At 61.7% G+C, this 24,623-nt stretch carries 19 protein-coding genes; 11 read left to right on the plus strand and 8 right to left on the minus strand.

Annotated elements, in window-relative coordinates; genetic code table 11:
* The first annotated feature begins 159 nt into the window (after positions 1–159).
* A complete protein-coding gene (locus IRI77_RS10555) occupies positions 160–489 on the plus strand; it encodes a PadR family transcriptional regulator (protein ID WP_194452034.1) in 330 nt (109 codons plus the stop codon).
* Position 490: 1 nt separating this feature from the next.
* On the plus strand, positions 491–3,142 hold the full coding sequence (locus IRI77_RS10560) for an ADOP family duplicated permease (RefSeq protein WP_194452035.1): 2,652 nt from the start codon (positions 491–493) through the stop codon (positions 3,140–3,142).
* 130 nt (positions 3,143–3,272) lie between these two features.
* Here the strand turns inward: IRI77_RS10560 and IRI77_RS10565 are convergent, their stop codons facing one another.
* Positions 3,273–4,850: a carboxypeptidase-like regulatory domain-containing protein gene (locus tag IRI77_RS10565; protein ID WP_194452036.1), complete on the minus strand. Its 1,578-nt coding sequence runs from the start codon at positions 4,848–4,850 to the stop codon at positions 3,273–3,275.
* A gap of 870 nt (positions 4,851–5,720) precedes the next feature.
* Here IRI77_RS10565 and IRI77_RS10570 point away from each other — a divergent pair.
* Entirely contained in the window at positions 5,721–6,410 is a 690-nt protein-coding gene (locus IRI77_RS10570) for a HEAT repeat domain-containing protein (protein WP_194452037.1), read from the plus strand.
* A 190-nt stretch (positions 6,411–6,600) separates the two neighbouring features.
* Here the strand turns inward: IRI77_RS10570 and IRI77_RS10575 are convergent, their stop codons facing one another.
* Positions 6,601–7,821, minus strand: coding sequence for an FG-GAP repeat domain-containing protein (locus IRI77_RS10575; RefSeq protein ID WP_194452038.1), 1,221 nt, complete (start codon positions 7,819–7,821; stop codon positions 6,601–6,603).
* 445 nt (positions 7,822–8,266) lie between these two features.
* Between IRI77_RS10575 and IRI77_RS10580 the strand changes: the two genes are divergently transcribed.
* The gene (locus IRI77_RS10580) at positions 8,267–8,950 is read left to right on the plus strand and encodes a helix-turn-helix domain-containing protein (protein WP_194452039.1); all 684 of its coding nucleotides are present in this window, start codon (positions 8,267–8,269) and stop codon (positions 8,948–8,950) included.
* Here the strand turns inward: IRI77_RS10580 and IRI77_RS10585 are convergent.
* From IRI77_RS10585 to IRI77_RS10610, 6 genes are all read right to left on the minus strand, one after another.
* Complete coding sequence (locus IRI77_RS10585) at positions 8,947–9,894, minus strand: abortive infection family protein (RefSeq protein ID WP_228486676.1); 948 nt, start codon at positions 9,892–9,894, stop codon at positions 8,947–8,949. The genes IRI77_RS10580 and IRI77_RS10585 overlap by 4 nt on opposite strands.
* A gap of 24 nt (positions 9,895–9,918) precedes the next feature.
* Complete coding sequence (locus IRI77_RS10590) at positions 9,919–11,268, minus strand: DUF6166 domain-containing protein (RefSeq protein ID WP_194452040.1); 1,350 nt, start codon at positions 11,266–11,268, stop codon at positions 9,919–9,921.
* Positions 11,269–12,581: 1,313 nt separating this feature from the next.
* On the minus strand, positions 12,582–14,027 hold the full coding sequence (gene ltrA / locus IRI77_RS10595) for a group II intron reverse transcriptase/maturase (protein WP_228486824.1): 1,446 nt from the start codon (positions 14,025–14,027) through the stop codon (positions 12,582–12,584).
* A 1,840-nt stretch (positions 14,028–15,867) separates the two neighbouring features.
* Positions 15,868–16,200, minus strand: coding sequence for a type II toxin-antitoxin system PemK/MazF family toxin (locus IRI77_RS10600; protein ID WP_194452041.1), 333 nt, complete (start codon positions 16,198–16,200; stop codon positions 15,868–15,870).
* The gene (locus tag IRI77_RS10605; protein WP_194452042.1) at positions 16,200–16,457 is read right to left on the minus strand and encodes an AbrB/MazE/SpoVT family DNA-binding domain-containing protein; all 258 of its coding nucleotides are present in this window, start codon (positions 16,455–16,457) and stop codon (positions 16,200–16,202) included. Before IRI77_RS10605 ends, IRI77_RS10600 begins: the two co-directional genes overlap by 1 nt.
* Before the next feature lie 177 nt (positions 16,458–16,634).
* The gene (locus tag IRI77_RS10610) at positions 16,635–18,212 is read right to left on the minus strand and encodes an OmpA family protein (RefSeq protein WP_194452043.1); all 1,578 of its coding nucleotides are present in this window, start codon (positions 18,210–18,212) and stop codon (positions 16,635–16,637) included.
* An 893-nt stretch (positions 18,213–19,105) separates the two neighbouring features.
* Between IRI77_RS10610 and IRI77_RS10615 the strand changes: the two genes are divergently transcribed.
* The 7 genes from IRI77_RS10615 (at position 19,106) to IRI77_RS10645 (ending at position 24,616) form a co-directional block, all read left to right on the plus strand.
* The gene (locus IRI77_RS10615; protein ID WP_194452044.1) at positions 19,106–19,492 is read left to right on the plus strand and encodes a DUF2089 domain-containing protein; all 387 of its coding nucleotides are present in this window, start codon (positions 19,106–19,108) and stop codon (positions 19,490–19,492) included.
* Positions 19,489–19,749, plus strand: a complete 261-nt coding sequence (locus IRI77_RS10620; RefSeq protein ID WP_194452045.1) for a hypothetical protein — start codon at positions 19,489–19,491, stop codon at positions 19,747–19,749. The genes IRI77_RS10615 and IRI77_RS10620 overlap by 4 nt, the downstream gene beginning before the upstream one ends.
* An 8-nt stretch (positions 19,750–19,757) precedes the next feature.
* Positions 19,758–20,021 carry a hypothetical protein gene (locus IRI77_RS10625; protein WP_194452046.1) on the plus strand — a complete coding sequence of 88 codons (264 nt, stop codon included), beginning with the start codon at positions 19,758–19,760 and terminating at the stop codon, positions 20,019–20,021.
* Positions 20,018–20,473 (plus strand): SHOCT-like domain-containing protein, encoded by a 456-nt coding sequence (locus IRI77_RS10630; RefSeq protein WP_194452047.1) that lies wholly within the window; start codon positions 20,018–20,020, stop codon positions 20,471–20,473. Before IRI77_RS10625 ends, IRI77_RS10630 begins: the two co-directional genes overlap by 4 nt.
* 1,061 nt (positions 20,474–21,534) lie before the next feature.
* Entirely contained in the window at positions 21,535–22,632 is a 1,098-nt protein-coding gene (locus IRI77_RS10635) for a metallophosphoesterase family protein (RefSeq protein WP_194452048.1), read from the plus strand.
* A 186-nt stretch (positions 22,633–22,818) separates the two neighbouring features.
* Positions 22,819–22,959 (plus strand): hypothetical protein, encoded by a 141-nt coding sequence (locus IRI77_RS10640; RefSeq protein ID WP_194452049.1) that lies wholly within the window; start codon positions 22,819–22,821, stop codon positions 22,957–22,959.
* A gap of 178 nt (positions 22,960–23,137) precedes the next feature.
* Positions 23,138–24,616 (plus strand): inorganic phosphate transporter, encoded by a 1,479-nt coding sequence (locus IRI77_RS10645; protein WP_228486677.1) that lies wholly within the window; start codon positions 23,138–23,140, stop codon positions 24,614–24,616.
* Positions 24,617–24,623: the final 7 nt, after the last annotated feature.

A 24,623-nucleotide genomic window follows, 5' to 3' on the forward strand; every position in this document is an offset into this window, starting at 1 on the left:
CGCGGGCGTTACGGCCTGTGCAAGTCTGATGGGAACTCCGGTAAGGGATGCTCAAGTACTCTCGACCACAAAAGCGCCATTCACGGGAAGTCTCACTGAGACCTAACCCCTCCAACATTTGACAACTACTAAGCCATCTGTGTAGTAAGCTGTCTTAGTATGAAGCACGCCGGCACCCTGCAGGGATCGCTCGACCTGCTGGCCCTGAAGATCCTCTCGCGCCAGCCAAAATTGCATGGGTACGCCATCCTGACCGCCATCAAAGTCTGCTCCGGCGATGCCCTGAATGCCGAAGTGGGTTCGCTGTATCCGGCCCTGCACCGCATGGAAAAGGACGGCTGGATTCGCGCCGAATGGGCGGAACGGGAAGATGGTCGGCGGATGCGGTTCTATCAATTGACCCCTGCGGGTAGAAAACAACTGGCTGCCGAAGAGGCTCGCTGGCACTCGGTCAGCTCCGCCATCAATCGATTGTTGAGAGAGGCCTGACATGTCTTTGTGGCAGCGCGTGGAAAACGTATTTCGCCGCGAGCGGCTGATCCGCGAGATCGACGAGGAGTTCGAGTCGCACCTGGAAGCAGCAATGGCTGCGGGCGAAGATCCGCGGGAGGCCCGGCGCACCTTCGGGCCGCAACTGCGCCTGCGGGAGCAGAGCCACGACCAGCGTGTGGTCGCGTGGCTCGACGCACTGCGGGCGGATGTGGTCTTCGGCTGGCGCCAGTTGCTCAAACGCAAAATCGCCACCACCGCCGCAATCCTCTCGCTCGCCCTCGCCATCGGCGCCTGCACCTCCGTCTTCCGCCTCATCGACGCGCTCTTCCTGCGCCCACTCCCCGTCGCCCACGCCGAGCGTCTCTACGCGCTCGCCCGCCAGGGGCCCGATGACCTCGGAGTGCTCCGCATCTTCGACGGCTTCGCTCACCCCAACTTCACCCGCCTGCGCGCCGCCGCCAAAGGCCAGGCGGAACTCGTCGCGGCCTCCTTCATCCACCGCACCGACCTCACCTACGCCACCGGCAATGAAATGGAAAAGGGCTACGTGCAGTTCCTCTCCGGCACGGCGTTCCCCCTCTTCGGCCTTCAGCCCTCACTCGGCCGCCTCTTCACCGCGGAGGACGACGGCACGCCCGGCGCACATCCCTATGCCGTCCTCTCCTACAACTACTGGTCCCGCCGCTTCGCCAACGATCCCGGCGTTCTCGGCCGCTCCGTCCACATCGGCGGCAAGGTATTCCAGATCATCGGCGTCGGCCCCGTCTCCTTCACCGGCACCGAACCCGGCAACATCACCGACATCTTTCTCCCCGCCAGCATGAACCCCGACGTCGTGCGCGAGGACAACCGTTGGCTCCGCGCCCTCGCCATCGTCCAACCCGGCGTCTCCCTCGAGCCGCTCCGCGCCAGGCTCGACGCCGTCAGCCTCCAGTTCGAAACGGAACGCGCCAAAGGCTTCGCCGGCATGTCGCCACACAACATCGAGATGTTCCTCCAGAGGAAGCTCCTCCTCCAGCCCGCTGCCGCCGGCATCTCCCGCCTGCAGGACGATTACCGCCGCCCCCTCGTCTGGCTCGGAGTCCTCGTCGCCCTCGTGCTCCTCATCGCCTGCTTCAACGTCGCCAACCTCATGACCGCCCAGGCCGCCTCGCGGGCCCGCGAAATGGCCCTCCGCGTCTCCATCGGAGCCGGCCGCGCACGCCTCGTCCAGTTGGTCCTCGTGGAGAACGCCATGCTCGCCCTCTTCGCCGCCGCGCTCGGAGCGCTCTTCTCCTCGTGGGCCGCCCCCTTCGTCGTCAGCCACATCAATCCGCCCGGCAATCCCGCGCGCCTCCTCCTGCCCGGAGACTGGCGCATCTTCGTCTTCGGCGCCCTCCTGACCCTCGTCGTCACCCTTCTCTTCGGACTCTCGCCCGCTCTCCGCGCCTCCGCCATCCAACCGGTCACCGCTCTCAGGGGCGGCGAGGAGCCGCACGCCCGGCAGCGCTCCATGTATGCGTTGATCGCCGCACAGGTCGCCTTCTGCTTCGTCGTCCTCTTCTTCGCCGGCCTCTTCGTCGCCACCTTCCGCCATCTCTCCAACCAGCCCCTCGGCTTCGACGCCGGCAACCTCCTGCTCCTCGAAACCTACACGCCGCACGGCCAGTCGCCGCAGGCCTGGTCCCAAATGGCGGAGACCCTCCGCACCGTGCCCGGAGTCACCGATGTCGCCATCGCCGGCTGGCCGCTCCTCTCCGGCGGTTGGGCCGGCTCCATCTCCGTCAACGCCGCCCCGCCCACCGACACCCTGGGCTGGTTTGTCACCATCTCCCCCGGCTGGCTCGGCGCCATGAGGATGCACCTCCTCGCCGGCCGCGACTTCCACGCCTCTGACTCCTTCCCGGGCCAGGCCATCGTGAACCAGACCTTCGTCAGGACCTTCTTCCACGGAGCCGACCCCATCGGCCGCACCTTCGAAAAGGTAAACCCGGCCGGCCGCCGTCAACTCTGCCAGGTGATCGGTGTCGTGCCCGACGCGGCCTACAGCAACCTCCACGACCCCATTCGCCCCGTCGCCTACGTACCCTTCCGCCAGCTCGACGAGAAGGGCGCCATCAACCCGCCGGAAGGCGGCACCTTCCTCCTCCGCACCGTCGGCCTCCCCCCGCTTTCGCTCTCGACCACGCTCCGCCGCCTCATCGCGCAAACCAACCCCGCTTACCGCGTCACCAACCTGCAAACCGAGCAGGAACTCGTCGACAACCAGGCCATCCGCGAACGTCTCCTAGCCCTGCTAGCCATGTTCTTCGCCACCATCGCGCTCCTGCTGGCCGCCATCGGCCTCTACGGAGTGCTGCACTACTCCGTCCTCCGCAGGGAACGCGAAATCGGCATCCGCCTCTCCCTCGGAGCGAGCCTAGGCAGCATCGCCCGCCTGGTCACCGCGCGGATCTCTAAATCAGTCTTCGCAGGAGCCGCCGCCGGCATCACCCTAGGCATGGCCTCAGTCCGCTATGTCCAAACGCTCCTCTTCGGAGTCAAAGCCACCGCCCCCGAAATGCTCCTAGCCCCGGCCCTGGTCCTGCTAATTGCGGCCCTACTGGCCGCGCTACCAGCCGTCCTCCGAGCCGCCCGCATCGACCCCACCACCATGCTCCGTGCCGAATAGGGGCCGCCCTCTCCACGCACCGCAAGCACCTCGACCGGGTTCCCAACAAAACCTGGACGCAGTGTTCGGATCCCAGGTCATAGGTGCCTTGGAGACAAATCCGCAGCGGGGGAGGAGTTCCGGCCGCGAGTCACTCCGGAGGCAGGCGGATCTCCGCCATCTGCCTCACATTCGCAGTCACGACAATCTCCCGCGAGGAGAACTGCTCCAGATACTTCGCATCCAGGTAGGCATCGTTGTCGTTCTCCCGCAGGGCGAACAGACGATATTTCCCCGGGGCGATTGCCGTAATCTCGAACTGGCCTGTGCTGCCGGTGGTGGCGGTCTTCACCCAATCCCTCTTGGCCGGATTCACGGGAGCCAGCACCACGAACCCGGAGGTAGGCTTGCCGTCTCGATTCGACAACACTCCGCTCAAGACGCCGCCGTTGCGCCCCAGCACCACTCGGACCGGGCCATCTTCCGCACTGATCTGCGGCGGTATTTCCTCCAGTTCTGCCCCGCCCTGCAACACGCGGGTGACATAAGCCCCCTCCGGCGGTTGCACATGGAGTGTATATCGATACCCGGGCACGAGCAGTTGCATGTGCACGCGGCCCTCCGGGCTCACCCGCCCGCCAATCGTGCCAAAGAGCTGAAGTGCGTCCGAGGTCCCGGAGACTCGCGCAGAAGTAAGTGCCTTGGCCGGGGCGGTCTTCTCGTCCGCGCCTGCCTCGTACTCCAGTGCGCAGTCGAGGTCCTGGGCATCCACGAAGGGAACCCTCAGGTGCTCGATCGGTGTCGCCCCAACCGTGATCGGCAGAACGCTCCGGTTGTTCGCCTCAGTCGACACGATGAGGAGAAGGTAATTCCCCGGTGGAACATTCTGCAGGCGAAATGACTTGCCCACTTCGGCCTTTGTGCCCAGGAAAGGCTGCGCCGCATTTTCCGGAATCATCAGCCCCACAAATATCGTGGAGCCTTCGGGCTGCTTTTGTGACGCTGTCACGACGCCGCTGACGCTCACGCCTTCCGCATCCTTCAGCGTGAGAGTCAACCCACTGGCTTCTTTCATCTTCCTGAGATCGATCCCGCCTTGCAGATTAGGGGCCGGCAGATCGGGGTAGAAGACCGGCAGCGAGGTGCGTCCGATCCCCTCGCGCCGGAACCCGAGAGTATAGGCATAGAGCAGGTAGGTAGCGGGCCGGAGGTTCTCCAGGCGAAATTCACCACGGTCATTCGTCATCGCGAGAATCGAATCGCCGGGACGTAGAACGGCGCGGCCTGCCCGAAGGACCAGAACGTGGGCAATGACACCATCGGCAGGGTCGCCATTGCTCCAACGGACCACGCCTTGAATGCTGCGTTTGGCACTCAGCACGATGTCGCCAAGATCCGTCTTCGGGGCCTCGGCGCTGAACGCAATCGCCTTGGATTCGGCAATGGGAAAATAGCCGGCCTTGTCCACACTCATAACATACTGTCCGGGCTGGACATCCTTCGGAAACGAACACGCCCCGGACTCGCTGGTAAAAGCCACAATCTGGTCCCCGCCTTCGCGCGGCTGCAGCGTAATCCTGGCGCCGCTGACGCCGTTCGAGGCAATGTCGTCCAGCACCCGGCAGACAATCGCGACCTTGGGCTTCTCTTGCCCCTGTCCGCTGGGTGCCATCCACGCGGCCATCGCCGCGATCAAGCCAACACTGCGGTTGATCCGTATCCAGCTCATCCCAGTTCCTCTCCACGGGCGCAGGTATCCGGCGCAGTCGAAGACGCATGGGATTACCCCACCCGTCGCCGGCCGCCATGGAAACTCTGCGATTTCTCCGAGTATATCTTCAATATCTGCCATGAACACAAGAAAATCGGCCACATATGGGCAAACGTCCCGGACGCGTACCTTACCGGTGGATCCCGCAACAATCCATGACTACTCACCTCAAGCATTCTAAGAGGCTTCGACGCCCGAAACGGGGCGTGCGTTACGCTGTATGCCGGCTCGGTTTCCAGTTACTCGGCCAAAGACTCGCGTAATGCCAATGGCAGTTCGGGTGGAGTTTTGATGGCGAAATGCGTGCTTGAGCCGTCGTTCACCCCCTCGGATTGTGGGGTGAGATTCATCTTGCGCGGGACTTCAGTCCCGCTTCCCCGGAGTTACTGAAACTGTAATCCAGCGCCAACAGGACGTCCAATGGACCGTAACTCTGCGATCTCCCACAGAAGCGGCCATTCTGACAGGAACTGATTCATCCGCGTCTCCTCCTAACGCAGCTGAAACCCAACTGCTTCCAAAGCCCTGCACGAATCCGCTCCAAGGAGTGGGCACGACTCCAGGTTTCAAGGGAAGCGATCCGTCTCCTGGACCGCGAGGATCACTACCGAGAACTGCAACCCCGGGGAGAATGGGTCTCCGGTCTCTCCAGTGCAGTATTGCGGTATCAGAAAATCGGCGGGTCAGATCAGGGCGTTCACTCTGCCTGCCTCCTCCGGCGGTTGGTGCCGTGCCAACACGGCCTGCGCTGAAAGGAGCATTTACAGAATCCTGGACGTCCTGACGATGATCAACGAGATGTTAATGGTTCGCGGGGGATTCATCACTATGTTGTTCACCGCCGCGCCTCTCATACTCGGCCAGCAGCCGCCCCCGGTCTCCCGCTTGATCCAGCAGTTCGAAGGCGAGAAGGTCTTCTGGCGTCAGTTCGAAATCGCCAAAGCCATCGCGGAGAGGAACGACCCGAGTATTCTCCCCCGCCTCGAACCGTGGTTGACTCACAACGACCGGCACTTCCGGGGCAATGCCGCCTTTATCTTCGGCCGGCTCGGCGATCGCCGGGGATTTGACGTGATTGTCGCCATCCTCGGCGATCATTCCGAAACGCGCATTGTCGACACCATCTCTTCGAATGGGCGCCCGTTTGTGGAAGGGCAGATCCGTGAGGACCGCTACTATGCCGCTCACCTCCTGGGGGACCTGAAGGATCCGCGCGCCATCCCTATCCTGGTACCCCTCTTGGCGGAGACCGGCATCGACTACATCGTCCCCAGGTCCCTGGCACAAATCGGAGGGCGATCAGCCATTGCGCCGCTCATCGCAACACTCAGCGACCGCAGTCCCAGCATGCGCGTTCTGGCAATCAAAGCCCTGGCCGATCTCAAGGCGACGGAAGCATTGCCCCACCTGCGCCTGTTGCTCAATGACCAGCAGAGATGCGATTTCGACAAGTCGGAATCCGTTGCCGAAGCCGCGAAGGAGGCGATCACGGCAATACAACCCAAGACCGCTCGCTAGCACCATCGCCTGCTCACCAGGCCCGCCGACGTCCAGTCCGCTGTGCGTCCATTCGCGTTGAAAGCATCTCTGCTCGCCTATGCTGAACTGCGAAGGAAACTGGTCCGCCCCCACCAACTGAGGCGATTGAATGGTCGGACGGCCGCGCGAGCGCCGCCTGCCTGGCCGTCCAGCTAACCGTGGAATCGACCTACCGCCCCGTCTTCGGCCCACCACTGAACCAGATCCCATTCGGAGCATCCGAGCGCGCCGCCACGATATCAGGCCACCCGTCCCCATCAAAATCCGCGAAGGCCAGCCCGTACACAGTCCCCTTCCCGTCATTCCACGGCACCTCCTGGAACCTGTGCCCCTGCCCGGTATTGAAATAGACCGAGCCCGGCATCTCGACATGGCCCACCACAATATCCGGGCGGCCATCCCGATTCAGATCCACAACCGCCAGCGCATAAGGCGGGCGCGGCGGACCCGGCAGCGGCTCCAACTCGCCAAACCGCCGCTGCCCCCGATTGAACAGCACAAAAGCCATGCGCTGCCGCTCCTCAATGATCGCCAGATCCAGGCGGCCGTCCCCATCCAAATCGCCCGCGGCGCCCATCCGGATCCACATAGCCGCCGGCCCCACTTTCGTCGACGTGGGGAAGTGGCCCTGCCCATCGCCCCACAACACCAGGCTCTGGCCTCCATCGCGATGGGGGACAAACAGGTCCAGCGCGCCATCGCCATCGAAGTCGGCGGCCACGATCGACGTAGCCGACTCAGTGGGCAGCGCATCACACGCGGGAAAATGAGCTTTGCCGTCGTTGAGGCAGACGAAGCTCGGGACGGGCGTCTGCGGACCTTCGCCACGCTTGCCCGCGACAATGTCGGGATAATCGCCACGATTGGCGGCGACAATATCGGGATACCCGTCGCCGTTCAAGTCCGCCAGGGTCACATAGCGCGTACTCCACGTAGGACGGCCGAAGGTGCCGGCCTCGGCAAAATGCCCCTTGCCGTCATTCAGGTACACGAGCTTCCGGTCGGGCGAGTCGTTGCTGACAACGATATCCAGACTCCCATCGTGGTTGAGATCCGCCAAAGCCGCGGAATACGTGCGATCCGGAGCGCTCCCCAGATTACTCCCGCGAAACCCGCCCTGCCCGTCATTCAACAGGACCCGGTTGAACAGCGGCCAGTGCCGCCCCTTCCCCAAAACAATGTCGAGCCGGCCATCCCCATTCAGGTCCCCCACATTCACACCGGCGGAAGTCTCGCCTTTCTCCTCCAACAGCACTACCCGGTCAAAGGACCGCAAGACCACCTGAGCAGCCCGCGCCACCTGGCCCTGAGTGCGGACCAACAGAACCAGTGCGACCGAGCAAACAACAAGCAATAGCCAAAAACGCAGGGAGCCCAGAAGTACGCGCATTTGTAATAGGCTACTCCAGGTGCTGGCCGGCAGGTTCACGCGGCGTTGAGGTGCCATACGGAGGCCTTCCTGAGGCACGAAATTGCCGACAGTCCCTCCTGAGGATTGTCACATCGCGACCTATGCCACAGAACGTTCTCTCAAGTGTCGATACTCGGCTCACTGGGTCTCCCTCCTCAACCTCAACTGCGGCCTTATGACCATCAACGCTTCCCCACATGCCGGTGTCCGCGGACTAATTTGCACAGCACGCAGTGCTGGTACGTCATGTAACGGATTTGGCGTTGTAATACATCTTGGCTTTGCTCTCAGTCGCATAGGACGAATACAGTGCCTCTTCGCTGTGTACCTGTCGGGCTGCTGTCGGCCTGCTGTCGTGTTCAAATAAGGCGTCAGATGGCAGAATCGATACCGGATAGTGGATTCTAACCGGGAGATACTGAACATGAGCATTGAGACGGCACACGGTCACACCCTCGATGGCCAGGAGCTGGCTGGCATCATCCGAACGTTCCGGGAGATGCGGCGGTGGTCCCAGGACACACTCGCCGTCCTGAGTAAGCTAAGCATACGAACGGTACAGCGCGTGGAGTCCGGCGAGGTCTCCAGCCCCGAAACACGGCGGGCGCTTGCGATCGCCTTTGAACTGGAAGAGATCGACTTTTTCAACAAACCGTTGATCATGCCGAACCCCGAGAGGATGCGGGCAGAAGTCGAAAAGATCAAACGCGAGAACGTGACGATGGAAGCCAGGATCGTCGGCTCCGGCCAGGAACTTGTACGCCTGTTTGAGAGCGTCCAGATGGACTCGTTTTCTTCCGCCGTCGAATTGCACGGTGTCGCGGCCGAGGCATTTGCGGGGCTCGTCGATTACCTTCGCGACTATCGCGATTGTGCGGATCTCATGAGCGAAACCCAGAAGCTCACGGTCTTCGATGAAGTGCAGGGATATATGGATGCACTCCGCAAGGCGGGGTTCTCGATAAGCCACGCGCGTCGCGACACCAGGCTGGTCGGCAGGGATTGGGCGGACAAGACTTCGTGGGAAGTGTCCATCGCTTACCTGGTGGTGTTCCCGAAGGGCAGCGAACCCAAGATAATCTGCGCCCCGAGGCAGGTCAGATTCTAGACGGTGCCGGACGCGGCTTCGTGCGATTCATAGAGGAAAACCGCCAGGGTCGCAGCGGCGCCGATGGCAAGCTTCGCGTGACGCGCCGGCAAACCCACGTGGTCGGTGGATCGCCCGTGACCCGTGCCGAACTGGTTGCGCAATTCGGCAAGCTGATGCCCGATGGAACCAAGGTTGTTGAGCAGGACGGTCACGGTCTTTTCCAACTGGGCATGACTCGACAGCTCAGGCGGCACAACGGCGAGGCTCTTTACCGTGGCCCGTACAAGGGCGGGCAGGTCCTCGTTCTTCGAGGGCGGCACTCCACGTTCCGTGAGGATCGTTTTGCAGATGCTCTCCAGGAATTCCTTGGCAGTGCCGATGGCAAGCTCCGGGTCTGCGGCGGCAGCTTCCTGCAGGCGCTTGATCTGCTGGGCAATGTAGGGTCCCGTCAGCCGTTCGGCCACGCGCTTCGCCTCGTCCAGATGCGGCGCGGGACCCAAAAGCCGCCCGTACCCGAATACGGGTTTGTTGGATATTTTCCTGATTGGACGAAGCTCCCACCCATCGACATTGAGCGCCTGGTTATACTCGGCCACCATAGCCAACGCCTCTTCGGTATCGGCCCTAACCACGGGATGCACGGTCTCGGCTAGGAATTTCAGGAAGTCCTCGTCGGGTCCGAAAAGCAGGTCAAAGCGCCCGTCTGTGAAGACCCAGTCGTCGGACCAATCCGAGTTCATCACGCGGTGTTTCCAGATGTCCTTGGCCGCGCTGTCGTACTCGGGCCGGTAATCGGAGCTGGGCATGCGCTTGAGATCGTAAATGCGCCCCAGGAACTCGTCCTCCTGGATGGTGCCGGACCAGTGGCGGCCTACTGACAGGTAATCCATGATGGCCCGCCGGGTCACTTCGGTGATGGTGTTTGCCGGTTCCACACCGGCCTTCTGCATGTGCCGCATCATAGGTTCTTCTCCTTGCTCGTGTCGTTACGATAGCTTGCGATATTCGCGGGCGCGCCGCTTCTCCGCCTCGCGGAACTTTGGTGAACTCGAGCGGCGTTGCCAGTAGGCTTTCTTCCGCGCTCGGCCAGCCTCGGCGAAGCAGTCGGGATGGTAGATAGGGTCGCCCTTCTTCGAGCGGGCGCGCTGCTTGTTCGCGCGGCCGGAGTGATCGTAGGGTATCGGCATGCCACAACCAGAGCAGCGAAGGGCGATCGCACCGCTGTCTAGCATCCGCATAAGGTCGAGATAAAGGGCCGCCTCGAAGTTCTCCGGCACGATGTCGAAGCGCTGCGAGCGTAATCCGCCGGTCTGTTGAATCCTGGCCAGCAAATCAAGCCGCTCCGCAACAGAACTTTCATACTTCGCGAGGCGCTCCTCGACGGATTTCCTTCGTTCCTCAAAGAGGGCAAGCTTTTCCACCGTGGCAAGCCATTCCATTACCGAGGTCCTCGAAATGCTCAGGTCTTCGTCGTGCGGATAGTTGAGAATGAATTTCTCGAAGAAGCCGTCTTCCCTGAAATCGAGTTCTTCCGCAAGGGTGAGATCACCATCAAGGGCATCGGCGAGAATGCATTTTGTCAGGGAACTCGGTCCATGGCCGCCATAGCCCCATCCAAATCCGGTGCCTTCCGCCTCGCGGTATGGGCTGTCGGCATGTGGTAGGGGATACCGATTGCCTTGCGCATCCTGGACCCACACAAACACTCGGCCATAAGGGCCGCGGCGCTGACCGACATAGATGCGCTGCGGATCGGGTGACGGCACCGGCATCGCCTGCACAGTGTGACGGACAAAATAGGAGAGGCCGAAGCTCACCGCGTCCTCGTAATCGGAAGACTGTTCAATGAGCGCGGCATGGGTCTTTGCGAGCTGTTCCCGAACGAAAGCCGATTGTTTCTCCGGCAACCACCAGCGTTCGCCCCAATCGCCCTGGCCGAGGCGATCATCCTCCGCCTTGCGGCTGAAAAGACCCTCCATCACCCATTTCAGCCGCTCCTGGATCGGCGCGACCATGTGCCCGCAGTCGCGTGCCTCTAGCGGTGTAGGGAAGCAGAACCTCTGGTGAAAGTCTTCGGCCGTAGCGTTCCCGTTCACCAGACGCCACAACAACATTGTCGCGCGGTGGCGGGGAGCATCCCAGGTCCACATGCTCTCGACCGGGTCATACCAGACGGCCTCATCCTCAGAATGGGCCTTCAGTCGTGCGGTGGTCTGTTCCCTGGAACGGTCACACAGCCAGAGCATAAACTCCGCGATCGAATCATCATCGAGACTGATTCTGCAGAACTTGGTGCAGGCCCATTCCTCGGGTTGGGTCCGGATCTTGTACTCCATGCCTTGAGTATGCCCGGAACACACTAGACGAACAATCGCCTGTATGGTATCGAGTACGCCACTGTGGAGCGCGCCACGGGATTACCACTCATAAATGAGGATATAGACGGTTTGGCGCGCCTGACGACGTGGGTCGAGAACCGGCACCGCGGAATGGAAGGGTCCCGCGGGCAACTGTTCAGCCAGTGCCCCAGAAGCGGGACATCCCTGACGTGCACCTTTCTGTAATCCGCAGAAAAAGAAAAGACTTATCGTCTCGACCCACTCACCATGTGGCGTTTTACCGCCCCAAGTCCCGCAGCCCGACAGTCCTCTTCTCGTCCAACAACCAACTTGACTGCAATAACATACAGGAACCAACCGCACCCGCCCTCCGACCTCAACGTACTCTACAGTACGTATTCAATCCATCGAAATGGCCACTGGGACGGGTCGCCCCCTTGCAGGGACGCGAGTTCGGACGAGAGACCCATACCAGTGGCAGCTTTCGAAGTCGTCAGCGCGGCCAGTTCCCCCAGCGCTATGATGAGCAGCGACGATGCAGAGAAGGCGGCGGCTGGCTGGGTGGACAGGACTCGCGGCCTGTCTTGCAACCGGGTTTTGGCTGATGGCCAATCGATTCCCGAACCGCTCCCTCCGGACCTATACCCAAACTAATTCGGGATCGAAGAGTTCAGAACCTCCTCAGACGATCACTCCCCGGACCCCGGAGCCCCAAAAGACCTCTCCCTGCGGGGGAAGGCCCGATCCGGAGAGAGCATTCGCCCCGGCCCAATACTTTCCGCTGGGAGCCCTGGACTGCGATCCGAAAGGCGACACTTTTCGGACGAATTGGTATACCAAGCACTTGAAAGCGCTGGACGAGCCCTCGCTCTGGGCTTTGTCGCGGAGCGATTCGCACGCGACGGTCTATCGTTTCCTCTGGCTTCGCAGCTTTCACCATCCCGTATCCGTCAGGCTCATCATCGAGCACGACCGCACCGGCAAGTTAGTCACGAAGATCACGGGCGGAGCGGGCGGTTACGAACCCGGAAGCTTGATCCGAAATGAGAGCAAGCCAGTAGGGAAACAACTGACGACACACTTCCTAAGCCAGATCGTCGTAACCCACTTCTGGGAACTGGAGACTCACCGCCAACCAGGTGGACTCGACGGAGCACAGTGGATTCTCGAAGGCGTCAGTGACGGTCACTACCAGATCGTGGATCGCTGGTCGCCCGGCCCAAAGGATCCGGAAGCGGTCGCGGTAGGGACGGCCATCACTGGCTGCCCCCCGCACAGATCCGTACGGGCGGTATTACCGCATACGGCTCCTACCTCGGATGCCTGTCGTCAAAGCGAACCTCGGGATAGGGATGGTACAACCGGGGCCGGGGCAACCAGCGTTGGAAGAGTCGAGTCATCCGGTCTGCGCCCAGTCGGCCTTTTTGGCTGCGCCGTTTCAGAACGTGCCACCACAGGCGCCCGATTCGTTCGCGAAACCGGTGCAGGCTCGCCCAGTTGCCCGGGACCGCGTGGTATTGGTTGAACCCTTCGACTACACGCTCCAGCCACTCGCCGACGTGCGGCACCGGCTCGTGCATCCGCGCTCGAAGCGTCTGCTTGATTTGCTGCAGCTTCGCTTCCAGCCGCTTCCTCACCGTCTGCCGCCAGATCGTATAGTGGCCGCGACTGGACCGCCCGCAGCGATGCGTGAAGCCCAGGAACGCGAAGCTCTCTGGTTCGCCCTCCCCCCGTTGTCGCCGGTTCGCCTGAGCAAACCTGCCAAACTCGATCAGCCTCGTTTTCTCCTTATGGAGTTCCAGCCCAAACTTTGCCAGCCGCTCCTCAAACTGCCTGAGAAATTGCTCGGCTTCCGTCCGATGCTCAAACCCCACCACGAGATCGTCGGCGTAGCGGACCACGATCATCTCGCCGGTCGCTGCCTTCTTCCGCCAGGCCTCTACCCACAAGTCAAAGACATAGTGCAGATACACGTTCGCCAGCAGCGGTGAAATCACCGAACCTTGCGGAGTACCCACTGCCGTCTCCGACCACTCGCCGTCCTCGCTTACTCCCGCCTTCAACCATTTCTGGATCAGGCGCAGAATGCGCTTATCGGCGACCCGGTGTTGCACAAACTTCATCGTCCATTCGTGGCTCATCCGGTCGAAAAAGCCCTGAATGTCGGCGTCCAAAATCCAGTTCACCTTCTTCCGCAGAATCCCCACACTCAGCGCATCCAGCGCCATGTGTGGGCTCCGCCCTGGCCGGAACCCGTAGCTGAATCCCCGAAAGTCCTCCTCGTAAATCTCGTTGAGGATGATCACCACCGCCTGTTGGACGACTTTGTCCTCCACGGCTGCGATGCCGATTGGACGCTGCCGCCCGTCGGCCTTCGGAATGTAGATCCGTCTTGAGGGTTGTGCCCGGTACGTTCCACGATGGATCCGGTCCTTCAGATCGGCGAGCCGCTCCTCCAGTCCCTCTCCGTACTGCTGCCACGTCGTCCCATCCACGCCCGGTGCCGCTTTCTTCTGCAGTTGCAGATAGCTTTGCCTCAGCAGATCGATGGTCAGATGGTGCAGCAGCGTGGTGAACTGTTCCTGTTTCCTCCCCTTCGCCACTTTGCGCACACCAGCCAGGCCCTGTGACACACCGTACCCGTCCTGTGCCGGTGGTATGTGGTCCTGCCCGGTGTTCTCCTTGGTTGGCGTCCTTCCCTCCACCCTCTCCGCCGCTTCAGCCTGTTGCTCCGTCGCTTTGTTCGAAGGTTTCATCGGTACTACGACACCATCCGACTCCTCACCGCCGTTCACGCCGGTCTCGTGGCTATCGCCTTTCCCGGCCGGACTGCTCCGATGCCGTGCAGCCGGCGATGAGGTCTCCCGGTTCTCGTGCATGCAGTTTCTCAGCGTGCCTGGGGTCTGCGACTACGTGGGATCCGGAGACGGACTCGCGATTTGCGCCCGCTCCGGCATGGCCTTCCCCTTCTGTCCACAGGGTCGGCATCCCAGAGGGTCATTCTCGAAGCTCAATACCCAGCCCACTGATCCCTCTGTCTACGCTTCGGTCCGCGCCTCGCGACGCGCCCCGCAAGACTCGAGGCCAGGTGGTTCGCTACTCCCTTCCTGTAGGACTCTTGCATTCCCTACTGCATGCCGGTTTATCCCGGCGCTCGGACAGCCTGACGTGCACCTCTCTGCAAGCCAAGGAAAAAGAAAGACTTATCGTCTCGACCAACTCATTATCTGGGGCCTTACCGCCCCAATTCCCGTGGCCCGCCAGCCCTCTTCTCATCCATCAACTGACTTGGATGCAATAACATACTGGACCCAATCACGCCCTCCCTCCGTCCGCAGCGTACTCCAAAGTACGAATTCAATCCATCGAAATGGCCACTGGGACGGGTCGCCACCTTGCATGGACGTGAGTTCGGACGGGAGACGTCCCTAACTGCGGACGGCCAGCGATGCCGATCTGAGTTCCGATCTCAAACCGATCACGTTTCCGAACTTATGCCGATCACCATTCCGAGGTGATGCCGATCACCTTCGGCTAGGCTCGGACCGGCAATCGCAGCCAGGATCGGACGGCGCTGGACAATCGAACGCGCGGTTCACCCATTCCTCGTTCCGAAGCCCTTCAGAGCAGTTGGCAATTGGCCGGAACCATGCGATGAGCGGATTCGGAATCGGGATCGGTGTGAAAACGAAATTCCGCCGAACACGTGATTGTACGGGGCCACTCCTCCCAACCGTCAAGCCGCTCCGGATTCAGGTCTGACAGATCAACCTTGCCTCCGGGACGTCGCGCTATCTCACTCCGCATGCCCCACACACCCACACATTCTCGGAGCAGCCAAAAGACCGACAGTTCCTCCATCGGCCACTCACCACCAGTTTCACGCGGAAGCCTACACGAATAAGGTCATCAGGCGGCCTCCGCGTTCGAACTTCGCGCAATGAGCCGAGGAGTGTGGGATGCGAGGACCTCCGCGCTGGTCTACAAACGAGAACATGGAATTCTGGAATGTCCAGCATAGTATTGCTGGGCAAAAAAGGGGGTATGTCGGATCAGGAGGTCCCCTCCTCAGGCTTGTGCGCCACCGGCGAGGTGATCAGCGTCCCGGCGCCTGAAACCTAGGGAAACCTCGAATCAAACAGATGGTCGAGGCTGGGGTGAGGTGACACAACCCGGGTCGATAAATGGCATACTGGCCGTGCAATCTGGTCATGAACACCTTGAAGGGTGGCGACGGTAGCGGTGGTCGAAATGCCTGCTCGGCCTACCTGAGAGTCCAATCAATCGAAGGTAAGCCCGTCCCGAATACGCGAGTGACTGGAGTCTCTCCGAGCGGACGAACCAAAGTCATCGTGACTGATCAATACGGACGGGCGCTCCTGCTTGTGCCGCTTGGAGAGTTTGTTGTCTTTCGTGCCGAGAGTTCAGGCTTTCAATCCACGCAATTCACCCTAAGCTGTAGCAGGTGGGATGAATCTCTTGAGAGACTGGTGACCTTGTTCACTTCACGCCCATAGGCCGGCTAAAGCAGAAAGGGAGAAAGCGGACAGACGGCCGGAATTGGCCGCTCGCGCCCTCCATTCCCTCTGATGAACCTCAGTCGAATATCGGCGCCAGCCTCGCCAGCACTTCCTCGACAATCGCGTCAGGCACGCTCTCCAGCCGCTTCCCCCCGCGTGCGCCCAGATCCAGCGCGCGGGGTTGATCGCAGCGGACAACACCCGTGGTCTGCGTTCCTGCCCCCGACAGCGACACCGCAAAACCCGCTGTTCGCACAAAACTTCCGCCGCTGGTAATGGGCAGGACCACCGGCACTTTTGTCAGGCGGTTGAAAGCCTCCGGCGAGACGATCAGGACGGGCCGCCGCCCTTTTTGTTCGTGCCTTTCCGAGGGATCGAGCCCAACCAGCCAAATATCACCGCGCTTCATCAGATCAGTTCACCGCCGGCCGCCTTGCCCCGGACCCACTCACGGTCTTCCTTGCTGCGCGCCGCCTTGGCATCGCATTGAGCAAGGAGTTCATCCAGCGTGTAGCGGGGCCGCGATTGCGGTTTCACCACCAGTTGGCCGCCTTCCACCGCAATGCCGACTTTCACGCCTGGCCGCAAGCGCAGAAGGTCCAGCAGTGCGGGCGGAACCGCCAGCATAATCGAACCGCCGACCTTGCGCAGACTGGTTGTGTACATGGCTGCCTCTCTCAAGTTATATTCAAGTATAACTCATCGGCAGCTCTGCACCTCGCCGGCGTGGATTCTCGTCGGCGCGAGCCCCCTCCAGAAGCCCCTCGACCGACCACTCCCACCCGCACAAATCAAGCCCGCCGGGCAGCGAGGCTCACCACCTCAACTGCCCGGCGGCTCAGGTCAGTTTGAGCCCACAATGCCGATAGGCTCACCCGAAACCACCATCTCCACGCGGCGGTTTTTCAAACGCCCCGCCTCGTTCGAATTCGAGGCGACCGGATTGGCTTTCCCCAGTCCAGCCGCACTCACCGTATCGGCAGGCACGCCCTGCCCGATCAAATACGCGCGCACCGAATTGGCGCGGCGCTCCGACAGCACTTGATTGTATTCTTCACTCCCGACGCTATCAGTGTGCCCCTCCAACTCGATCTTCAATCCTGGGTAGGCGAGCAGGATGCCGGAGACCTTGGCCATCTTCTCCCGGGCACCCGGCTTCAGTTCGTACTTGTCAAAGTCGAAGAGCACGTCAGCGATATTCACGATCAGGCCGCGAGCCGTCTCCTCGGTCTCCAGGACCGCGTTCAGTTGCTGGCGAAGCCGTTCCCTCAACTGAGCCTTCTCTTTCTCGGCCTGCAGGCGCGCCTGATCGGCCTGCAGCCTTGCCTGGTCGGCCGCACTCGCGCTCGCTCGGGCTTCCGCCGCCTGGGCGGCCAGAAGTCTCTGCTGCTCCGTGGCCGCGGCCCGGGCAGCGTCAGCCGCGGCCCGCTCTCGTTCGGCTCTCGCGGCAGCCAGGTCGGCTTCCCGTTTCGCCGCTTCCGCCGCCGCCCGCTCGGCATCGGCCTGGGCACGGCGCTGCTGTTCCAGGCTGGCCTGCTCGACGGCTCGCTCCGCCTCCGCCTTCTGCAGGGCCTGGGCCTCTTCATTCATCTTCCGGATCGTGATGATGCGCGCATCCTCGGCCATCTGCGCCGCTTCGCGCGCGTTCGTCTCCGACTCCTTTCGGTGGTTCCCATGGTTCAGCAGGCCCGTGGCGTTCTCCAATCCGATCCGCGCTTTGTTGAACGTATCAGCCGCATACTGCTCGGCGCCCGCCAGCCGTGCGATCTCCACGGCGTTTTCCGCTTCGGCCAGTTGCAGCGGGCCCTTCGGATCGACCCGGACCGGCTTGTACTTACCCCGGTCGGCGACGTATTGCCCGCGTTTGAGAAGCTCGTACTTCGCCTCCACATCCTGGATCGTGCCCGTGGTGTCCTTTCGGACGAAATTCTCCGCGACCACGACATCGCTCGGCTGAGTCACGGCGAAGTACGGTTCGGCGGTCACAATGAGCGCGAAGCTCTGCAGATTGGTCGTGGAAAGCAGCTTCGCGTCATCGCCTTCCAGGACCACCTCGCCGATGTTGATGGCGCGGCCTTCCGGAGTGATCGCCCACATCACATAGGTCATGTACTCTGGGCCAAACTGGTTGGCGGCCGTCAGACGATCGAGGCGGGTCTCAATTTTAGTGGAGCCGAGTTCGCTCTTCACGGTCGCCTCACCTCGCGCAGCGGGCATCAACTCGGTTCCGCGGAAGTCGATCCTGGTGGTTCCCTTCCGATGGTGATAATTGATCGCCTTCGTCGTGCGCGACACGACTCGAATGCGATAGATGGGGACGGACTCTGAAGAATCTGGCGGTGACGCCTGCGCCGCGGTGGGATTTGGAATCTGCGCCATCGCGGCGGCAATACTGGCCAGAACAGACAACACAATCTTCATGTGTGTTCAGCCCTCCTACCGTGGGAAATTAGCAATCGCCTCGCCACACACCGGAATTCAACAACTTCGCCCGGAAGAAAGGGCGGCATTCCCGGCAATTAGGCATATTTTGCCGAAGAGCGTTTGGGTGCGCGGGTGACTTGGAGCCGCTTTCTTCGTCTTCCGCTTTCCTATTAGGTGCCCGGAGATTCTCCCTTCTAGCAGTCTGTGGCGGAAGTCCCGCTAGCCGCGCGGCAAGGGCTTGCGAGCCCAGGGCGCGAAGAGCCGGCCGAACTAGTGCCGGCCACTCGGAGACCGGCTCGACACTGCCATGGGCCGCAACCCCTTGTCGCCCTTCGGGTTCGCTCCGCCGCCGGCCCTCCTCCCAGAAAAAGGCGACTCTCTTCGGAGCGGCTTCGAAATTGCACTTGGGCTGCCATTCTGGTACCGGCGGCGGTGCGAACGCGGCTGCGCGACTTCCGCCACAGGCTGCTAGCCGGTCGGGTTCCTCACCTGCGCTCAAGTGCATTCCGGCCCGCGTCCTGACCGAAGACTCTCCCAACTTCAGCCCCCAACCCAGTGGACGCGACGTAATTTGGCTTCCCGCCCCCTTGCTCGCACACTCCGGTGGAACCGGGCCCAGTCTGTCCGATAGCCTCTCGCTTCATCAAGTGCGCTCACCACCCACGGCCTTCCAGCGTCATGCCGGCTTCACGCCCAGCCGTGGGCCCGGCACTCGCCCCTTGCACTCCACCCGGTCCGCTGCCTCGAATGGGACGAGCTCCAGCTCTCGAAGTCTCCGAGGGCGCGCTCGCACGCCGCCCGGCCCACAATCAACAAAATCAATAAAAATCCTTGCATGACTTAAAAAACTGAATTATTGTATCCATAGAAGTTGAAATAATCGCATCCCGATGAAGCCTCCACCCAAACCCACCTCCGACTGGCAGGACTTGCTCCGCATCGCCCAGGGCAGTCCGCTCCTCATTGAGCGGGTCGGCATCCCGGATAAGGGGATCACGGTCGAAGGCCAGTTCACCCTCCCCGAACTGGCCCGTCTCAGCCTGGAAGACCAGGTCTTCGTTGTCGCCTTCCTTCGTTCCCACGGCTCCATCAAGGAGATGGAGCAAACCTTCGGCGTCAGCTACCCCACCATCAAGGCCCGGCTCAACCGCATCTCCGGCCAACTGCAGTTCATTGAAACCAATCCGTCTCCATCCCGCGCGGAAGTGTTGGAGCGGCTCAGGGCCGGCGAAATCACCGCCGAAGAAGCGATCCGCGCACTGGAGGCCCTGAAGTGACTCCCAACTTCGCCGTCCTCGGCATCGACACCCCCGGCTTCCACTGGCCCCAACTGTGGCTGCCCGTTTTTCTCCTGTGGATTCCGGTCATCCTGCTCTCACCCATCATCTTCCTGGCGCTTGTCGTCCTCTCCATCGCCGCCAGAACTAGCATCTGGCGCGTCATCGCCATCTTCTGGGCCATCCTCTGCAGCCTGCCCGGCACCAACGTCCACGTCAGCACCCAGCAGGCCCGTGTCGTGGTCCGCATCCTCTAGAAACCGCCATGCGAAATGATCGCCACGCCATCCTCTCGCTCGTCGCTCTCGGCCGCATCACTCCGGCCGAGGCAGAACGTCTCCTCATCGCCTGCAACGCGGGTCGCGACGCCTTCGTGACCTTCGCTGCCTGTGTCGCAGCAACATTTTTCATCCTGATCCCGCACCAGGGCCTCGCCGCCCTCGTGCATGTGTCACGCGTCTTGCTGGCGGATGGTTCACTGCACCAAGTCATCACCTTCATCCAACATCTTTCGGGAGGAATCCAATGAACGAAAATCGTCGCCAGATTCTGGAAATGCTCGCCGAGGGCAAGATCACCACCGGCGTAGCCGAACGCCTCATCGCCGCTCTTGAGCCCGAACGCACTCCACCCGCCGGCGCACACTCCGGCGCCAGCGGCACCATCGTAAAATCCCGCGCCAAATACCTGCGCGTGCTGGTCGAAGCCGACGAGTCAACAACCGGCACGAAGGGCCAGACCACGGTGAATGTCCGCGTCCCCATGCAACTGCTCCGTGCGGGCGTGCGCCTGGCCAGCCTCATCCCCGTCCAGGCCCACCAGCAGTTGGACGAAGCGCTCAACAGGCACGGCGTGCCTCTCACCCTTTCGCAGATAAAGCCCGAAAACCTCGAGGAACTCATCGACCACCTCGAAGACCTCACCGTAGACGTCGACAGCTCCGCGGGCAACGCCACCAAAGTCCGCGTCTACTGCGAATAAGCCAAGACCAGCTCCGCCAGGAACCGAGATCCCAATCGCACAAGAGGTAGGGAAACATATCCAATCAACCGCAATCCCCACTGGGAAGGACCGCCAACCGGAACCCCGTTTCGAGCCATTGAAGACCACTCACCGCGAGCTCAGCCGGTCCATTCCCCCCAGGGTGTTCCTCTCATTCGCAACACGCGCCCACCGGTCCGAACAACCAGAACCGCCCGGAAAACACCGGAATTGCGCGGCACCGGGACCGCCGTCACCGCGGTTCCAAGTCTTTTTGCTACATGTTTTCAATCACTTGCGGACCGCCCAGACCTCCAGCCCTGGGACGTGGGCGTACACTCCTCCCACTGGATCTCGCGGTCTGTCCGCCTCCAGCCGATCTTTGACTCTCGAATCTCCACTCCTCCGCCGAAGGACTCTCTCACCACGGCTGGGAAGGGAGCGAATTCACTGGATTGAGGCCGGGCAAAGCGATTGCTTCCCGTTTCTTTACCCGTCCGGGACCAATGCAAAGTCGAACTCACAGGCCTAAGGCCAGCCAGCCCGCGGCCCTCACAATCCACCGCTGCCGAGGGATCAAAGCCATCTCTTCCCGTTTCCTTCTCCTCCAGGACCAACACAAAGGCGAACTCACAGGCCTAAGGCTAACCAGCCCACGGCCTCACAATCCATCGCTGCTGAGGGATCAAAGCCATCTCTTCCCGTTTCCTTCTCCTCCAGGGAGCAACACAAAGGCGAACTCACAGGCCTAAGGCCAACCAGCCCGCGGCCCTCACAATCCATCGCTGCTGAGGGATCAAAGCCATCTCTTCCGGTTTCCTTCCCCCTGCCGCCAATACCCGCCCTCTACCTATCCGGCGGCCTTGACCGCGACGGCCGGTCTGCCAACCTCTGATGGCGTGCCCCCTGACCCGCCACACCGATTCATCTCAGTTTCACCTGGATACGTCATACTCCGATGTGTCTCATCGGATGAGGGAATTGCGGGCGCATCGCGCGACAGCGTGGCGGGCAGGCACGAGTATTCTCCCGATTGATGCATCTTGACGAGGGAGAATCGAATGACAAAGACACCACTACTCGCCTTCGCGCTGTGCGCGGGTCAACTGGCCAGCCTGGGCAGGGCGCAGGAAGTTGTCGGCGGCCCCGCTGTCGTCAACCTTGGCCCCAGGACCGCGACCGTGATCTGGTTGGTGAGCGACTCTCAATCTACGCTGGGAGAGTCCCCGTCCGGCTTGAGCCTCAGCGCCAGGACCGTTCAGGTGCGCAAGACCGTCTACACGGGACTGAAGGCCGGAACCACGTATTACTACTCCACGCCCGCCGGAAAGGGGCACTTCAAGACGCCCCCGGCGCCTACCTCGGCCAAGACCTCGACCGACGCCGCGCCTGCGTTCACCTTCGTTGTTTATGGCGATGTTCGCACCAGGGATGACGTCCACGCACAGGTGATCGCACGCGCCCAGAAGTCCGACCCCGACTTCGTCCTCCACACCGGCGACCTCGTGGCGGACGGCGCGGATACGGCGCTCTGGCCGAAGTTCTTCCAGATAGAGGCGCCCCTGCTCTCGAAAACCGCGTTCTATCCGTCACTCGGGAACCACGAGAAGAATGACCCTCAGTTCTACGAGTTCCTCGACGTCAAGAACGGGTACTATTCTTTCAACTACGGGAACGCACACTTTTCCGTCCTCAACACGGACATTCGCAACGCCGGACAAGGCACCGAAGCCCAGGATCGCTACTGGAAGGAGCAGGTGGCGTGGTTGGAACAGGATCTGATCCGCAACCAGGGCGCCGACTTCAGGTTCGTCGCCGGACATCACCCCCCATTCACGGCGGTCAGCAACCGGCAGGGTGACAATGCCCACATGACGGCGCTGGTGCCCATGATGGAGAAGTACAAGGTGACCGCCATGCTCAATGGGCATGATCACAACTATCAACGTTTCGAAAAGCAGGGCATCCAATACATCACCACCGGAGGCGGCGGCGCTCCTCTTTACAACGTGGATATGCCTCCGGCCTACATCACCCGGAAAGTCGAAAAGACCGAGAACTTCGTCCGGATTCGAGTCGTGGGCAAACGCGCCGTGGGCGAGGCGCTCGGCATCGACGGACGCGTCATCGACAGCTTCGAATTCAAAGCCGGACAATAGGCCGACTCCTCTTCGAAGGGCACTCCCGAACCGAAGCCCCAGGGACGAGTTAAAACATAACCTGGGCAGCCTGTGCGCCTCGCGCGGCGTAGTATAGCGGCAGGACACCCAATGCACATAAAGGCGCTGTGTGAACCTTCCGTGATCTGCCAATCCCCAGGTTGCGAAGAGACGGCAACCGTCCTCGTGGTCTGCACGGTAATTCAACGAACCGAGGCGAAGCAACTGTTGGTCGCCTGCTGTGAGCGGCATCGCGGAGAGGTCATTGCCGCCGTGCGGCTCCGCTACGACGTGCAGCCCCTGTCAGCCGCGGCCGCCTCGAACTAGCCGCCCGGCCGATGTTGCTCCGAGAGCTGGAATCGGCCCCTCAAGCGTGCGCGCGGCGCGATCCACAACCAACCGTCTTGCGGGCGAATCATCCATCCGTTGCTGTTTTGAAACATGGAACCGATAAACTCGGAGATCGGCCATCTCAGCGGCCGCATGCGGCGGGGGAGTTTCCTCGGTGTCTCTTTTCGGCGAAGTACTGCAGCTCCATGCTGGCATCATCCTGCTTTTCGCTCTCGGCTTGGCCCTTGCCTTCGAGTTTGTGAACGGGTTTCACGATACGGCGAACGCGGTGGCCACCGTCATCTATACCCATTCGCTGAAGCCCATGCAGGCCGTGGTCTGGTCCGGTCTCTGGAACCTGATTGGGGTACTCACCTCCTCGGGTGCGGTGGCCTTCGGCGTTGTCTCCTTGCTACCCGTGGAACTGGTCCTGAATGTCGGCTCAGCCGCTGGCTTCGCCATGGTCTTCTCCCTGCTGACATCGGCGATGGTCTGGAATCTCGGAACCTGGTACTTCGGTCTGCCCGCGTCGAGTTCGCATGCGTTGATCGGTTCCATCCTGGGCGTGGGCCTCGCGAACTCCGTCTTCGCGCACAGCCGCGTTTTTGGCGAAGGCGTGAATTGGGGCCAGGCGTATGAAGTGTTTGCTTCCCTACTCATCTCCCCGGTGCTCGGATTCGGACTGGCGGCGCTGCTACTGGTGCTGCTGAAGCGCCTCATCAAGCGGCCGGAGATGTTTCGCTCGGCGGAGCCAGGCAAGGCGCCACCGTTCTGGGTGCGGGCAACGCTGCTGGGCACCTGCACCGGCGTCAGCTTCGCTCATGGGTCGAATGACGGCCAAAAAGGCATGGGGCTTATCATGCTGATCCTCATAGGAGTTCTGCCTGCCGCCTTTGCGCTGAACCTGCAAGCGCCGGCAGCAGATCTTCAGGAGCTCCGGGCGGCCTCGCAGGCGTTGGATCAGGCGCTCGGGGACACCGCCGCCGATTCCGCTGAAGAGGCCCGTGGCACACTGTCCGCGTTTGTCCGGTCGACCGACCGCCCAGCCTCCACGACCCGGCCGGCCCTGCGTGCGGTGAACGCGGAAGTCCTGGCGCAGCTCACCGGCCGGGGCACATTCACTGAGGTGCCTCGCGAGGCGCGCGCCACCTTGCGCCGGGATCTGTATCTCATCGAGCAATCGGTAACCAAGCTCGGCCTGCTGGGACAATTCGCCGAGCCCGCGAAGGAAGCCGTCAGGAAGAGATATGAGGCCGCGCTGAGGCCGGCCACGCGCTTCATCCCGTGGTGGGTCAAACTGGCCGTGGCCGTCGCCCTTGGTCTCGGCACCATGATTGGCTGGAAGCGCATCGTCGTCACCGTGGGGGAGAAGATCGGCAAGCAGCATCTATCCTATGCGCAGGGAGCCTCCGCCGAAATTGTCGCCATGGTGACCATTGGCGCCGCGGACGCCTTCGGGCTGCCGGTGAGTACAACGCACGTCCTCTCGTCCGGAGTGGCGGGCACTATGTTCGCGAACCGCTCCGGAGTGAACATGGGAACCTTGCGCAGCCTGCTGCTGGCCTGGGTTCTGACGCTGCCCGTCTGCGTCTTCATCGGAGCCGGACTTTTCGCCCTCGGGCTCAACATCATCGCCGCCGCGGGTACACGCTGACGGCCAT

Source organism: Paludibaculum fermentans (assembly GCF_015277775.1).
Lineage (GTDB): Bacteria > Acidobacteriota > Terriglobia > Bryobacterales > Bryobacteraceae > Paludibaculum > Paludibaculum fermentans.

Bases quoted from the DNA above. Each gene is read 5' to 3' on its own strand.
- IRI77_RS10555 (WP_194452034.1), top strand. From the start codon at position 160: ATGAAGCACGCCGGCACCCTGCAGGGATCGCTCGACCTGCTGGCCCTG.
- IRI77_RS10560 (WP_194452035.1), top strand. From the start codon at position 491: ATGTCTTTGTGGCAGCGCGTGGAAAACGTATTTCGCCGCGAGCGGCTG.
- IRI77_RS10565 (WP_194452036.1), bottom strand. From the start codon at position 4,850: ATGAGCTGGATACGGATCAACCGCAGTGTTGGCTTGATCGCGGCGATG.
- IRI77_RS10570 (WP_194452037.1), top strand. From the start codon at position 5,721: ATGTTGTTCACCGCCGCGCCTCTCATACTCGGCCAGCAGCCGCCCCCG.
- IRI77_RS10575 (WP_194452038.1), bottom strand. From the start codon at position 7,821: ATGCGCGTACTTCTGGGCTCCCTGCGTTTTTGGCTATTGCTTGTTGTT.
- IRI77_RS10580 (WP_194452039.1), top strand. From the start codon at position 8,267: ATGAGCATTGAGACGGCACACGGTCACACCCTCGATGGCCAGGAGCTG.
- IRI77_RS10585 (WP_228486676.1), bottom strand. From the start codon at position 9,894: ATGATGCGGCACATGCAGAAGGCCGGTGTGGAACCGGCAAACACCATC.
- IRI77_RS10590 (WP_194452040.1), bottom strand. From the start codon at position 11,268: ATGGAGTACAAGATCCGGACCCAACCCGAGGAATGGGCCTGCACCAAG.
- ltrA (WP_228486824.1), bottom strand. From the start codon at position 14,027: ATGAAACCTTCGAACAAAGCGACGGAGCAACAGGCTGAAGCGGCGGAG.
- IRI77_RS10600 (WP_194452041.1), bottom strand. From the start codon at position 16,200: ATGAAGCGCGGTGATATTTGGCTGGTTGGGCTCGATCCCTCGGAAAGG.
- IRI77_RS10605 (WP_194452042.1), bottom strand. From the start codon at position 16,457: ATGTACACAACCAGTCTGCGCAAGGTCGGCGGTTCGATTATGCTGGCG.
- IRI77_RS10610 (WP_194452043.1), bottom strand. From the start codon at position 18,212: ATGAAGATTGTGTTGTCTGTTCTGGCCAGTATTGCCGCCGCGATGGCG.
- IRI77_RS10615 (WP_194452044.1), top strand. From the start codon at position 19,106: ATGAAGCCTCCACCCAAACCCACCTCCGACTGGCAGGACTTGCTCCGC.
- IRI77_RS10625 (WP_194452046.1), top strand. From the start codon at position 19,758: ATGCGAAATGATCGCCACGCCATCCTCTCGCTCGTCGCTCTCGGCCGC.
- IRI77_RS10630 (WP_194452047.1), top strand. From the start codon at position 20,018: ATGAACGAAAATCGTCGCCAGATTCTGGAAATGCTCGCCGAGGGCAAG.
- IRI77_RS10635 (WP_194452048.1), top strand. From the start codon at position 21,535: ATGACAAAGACACCACTACTCGCCTTCGCGCTGTGCGCGGGTCAACTG.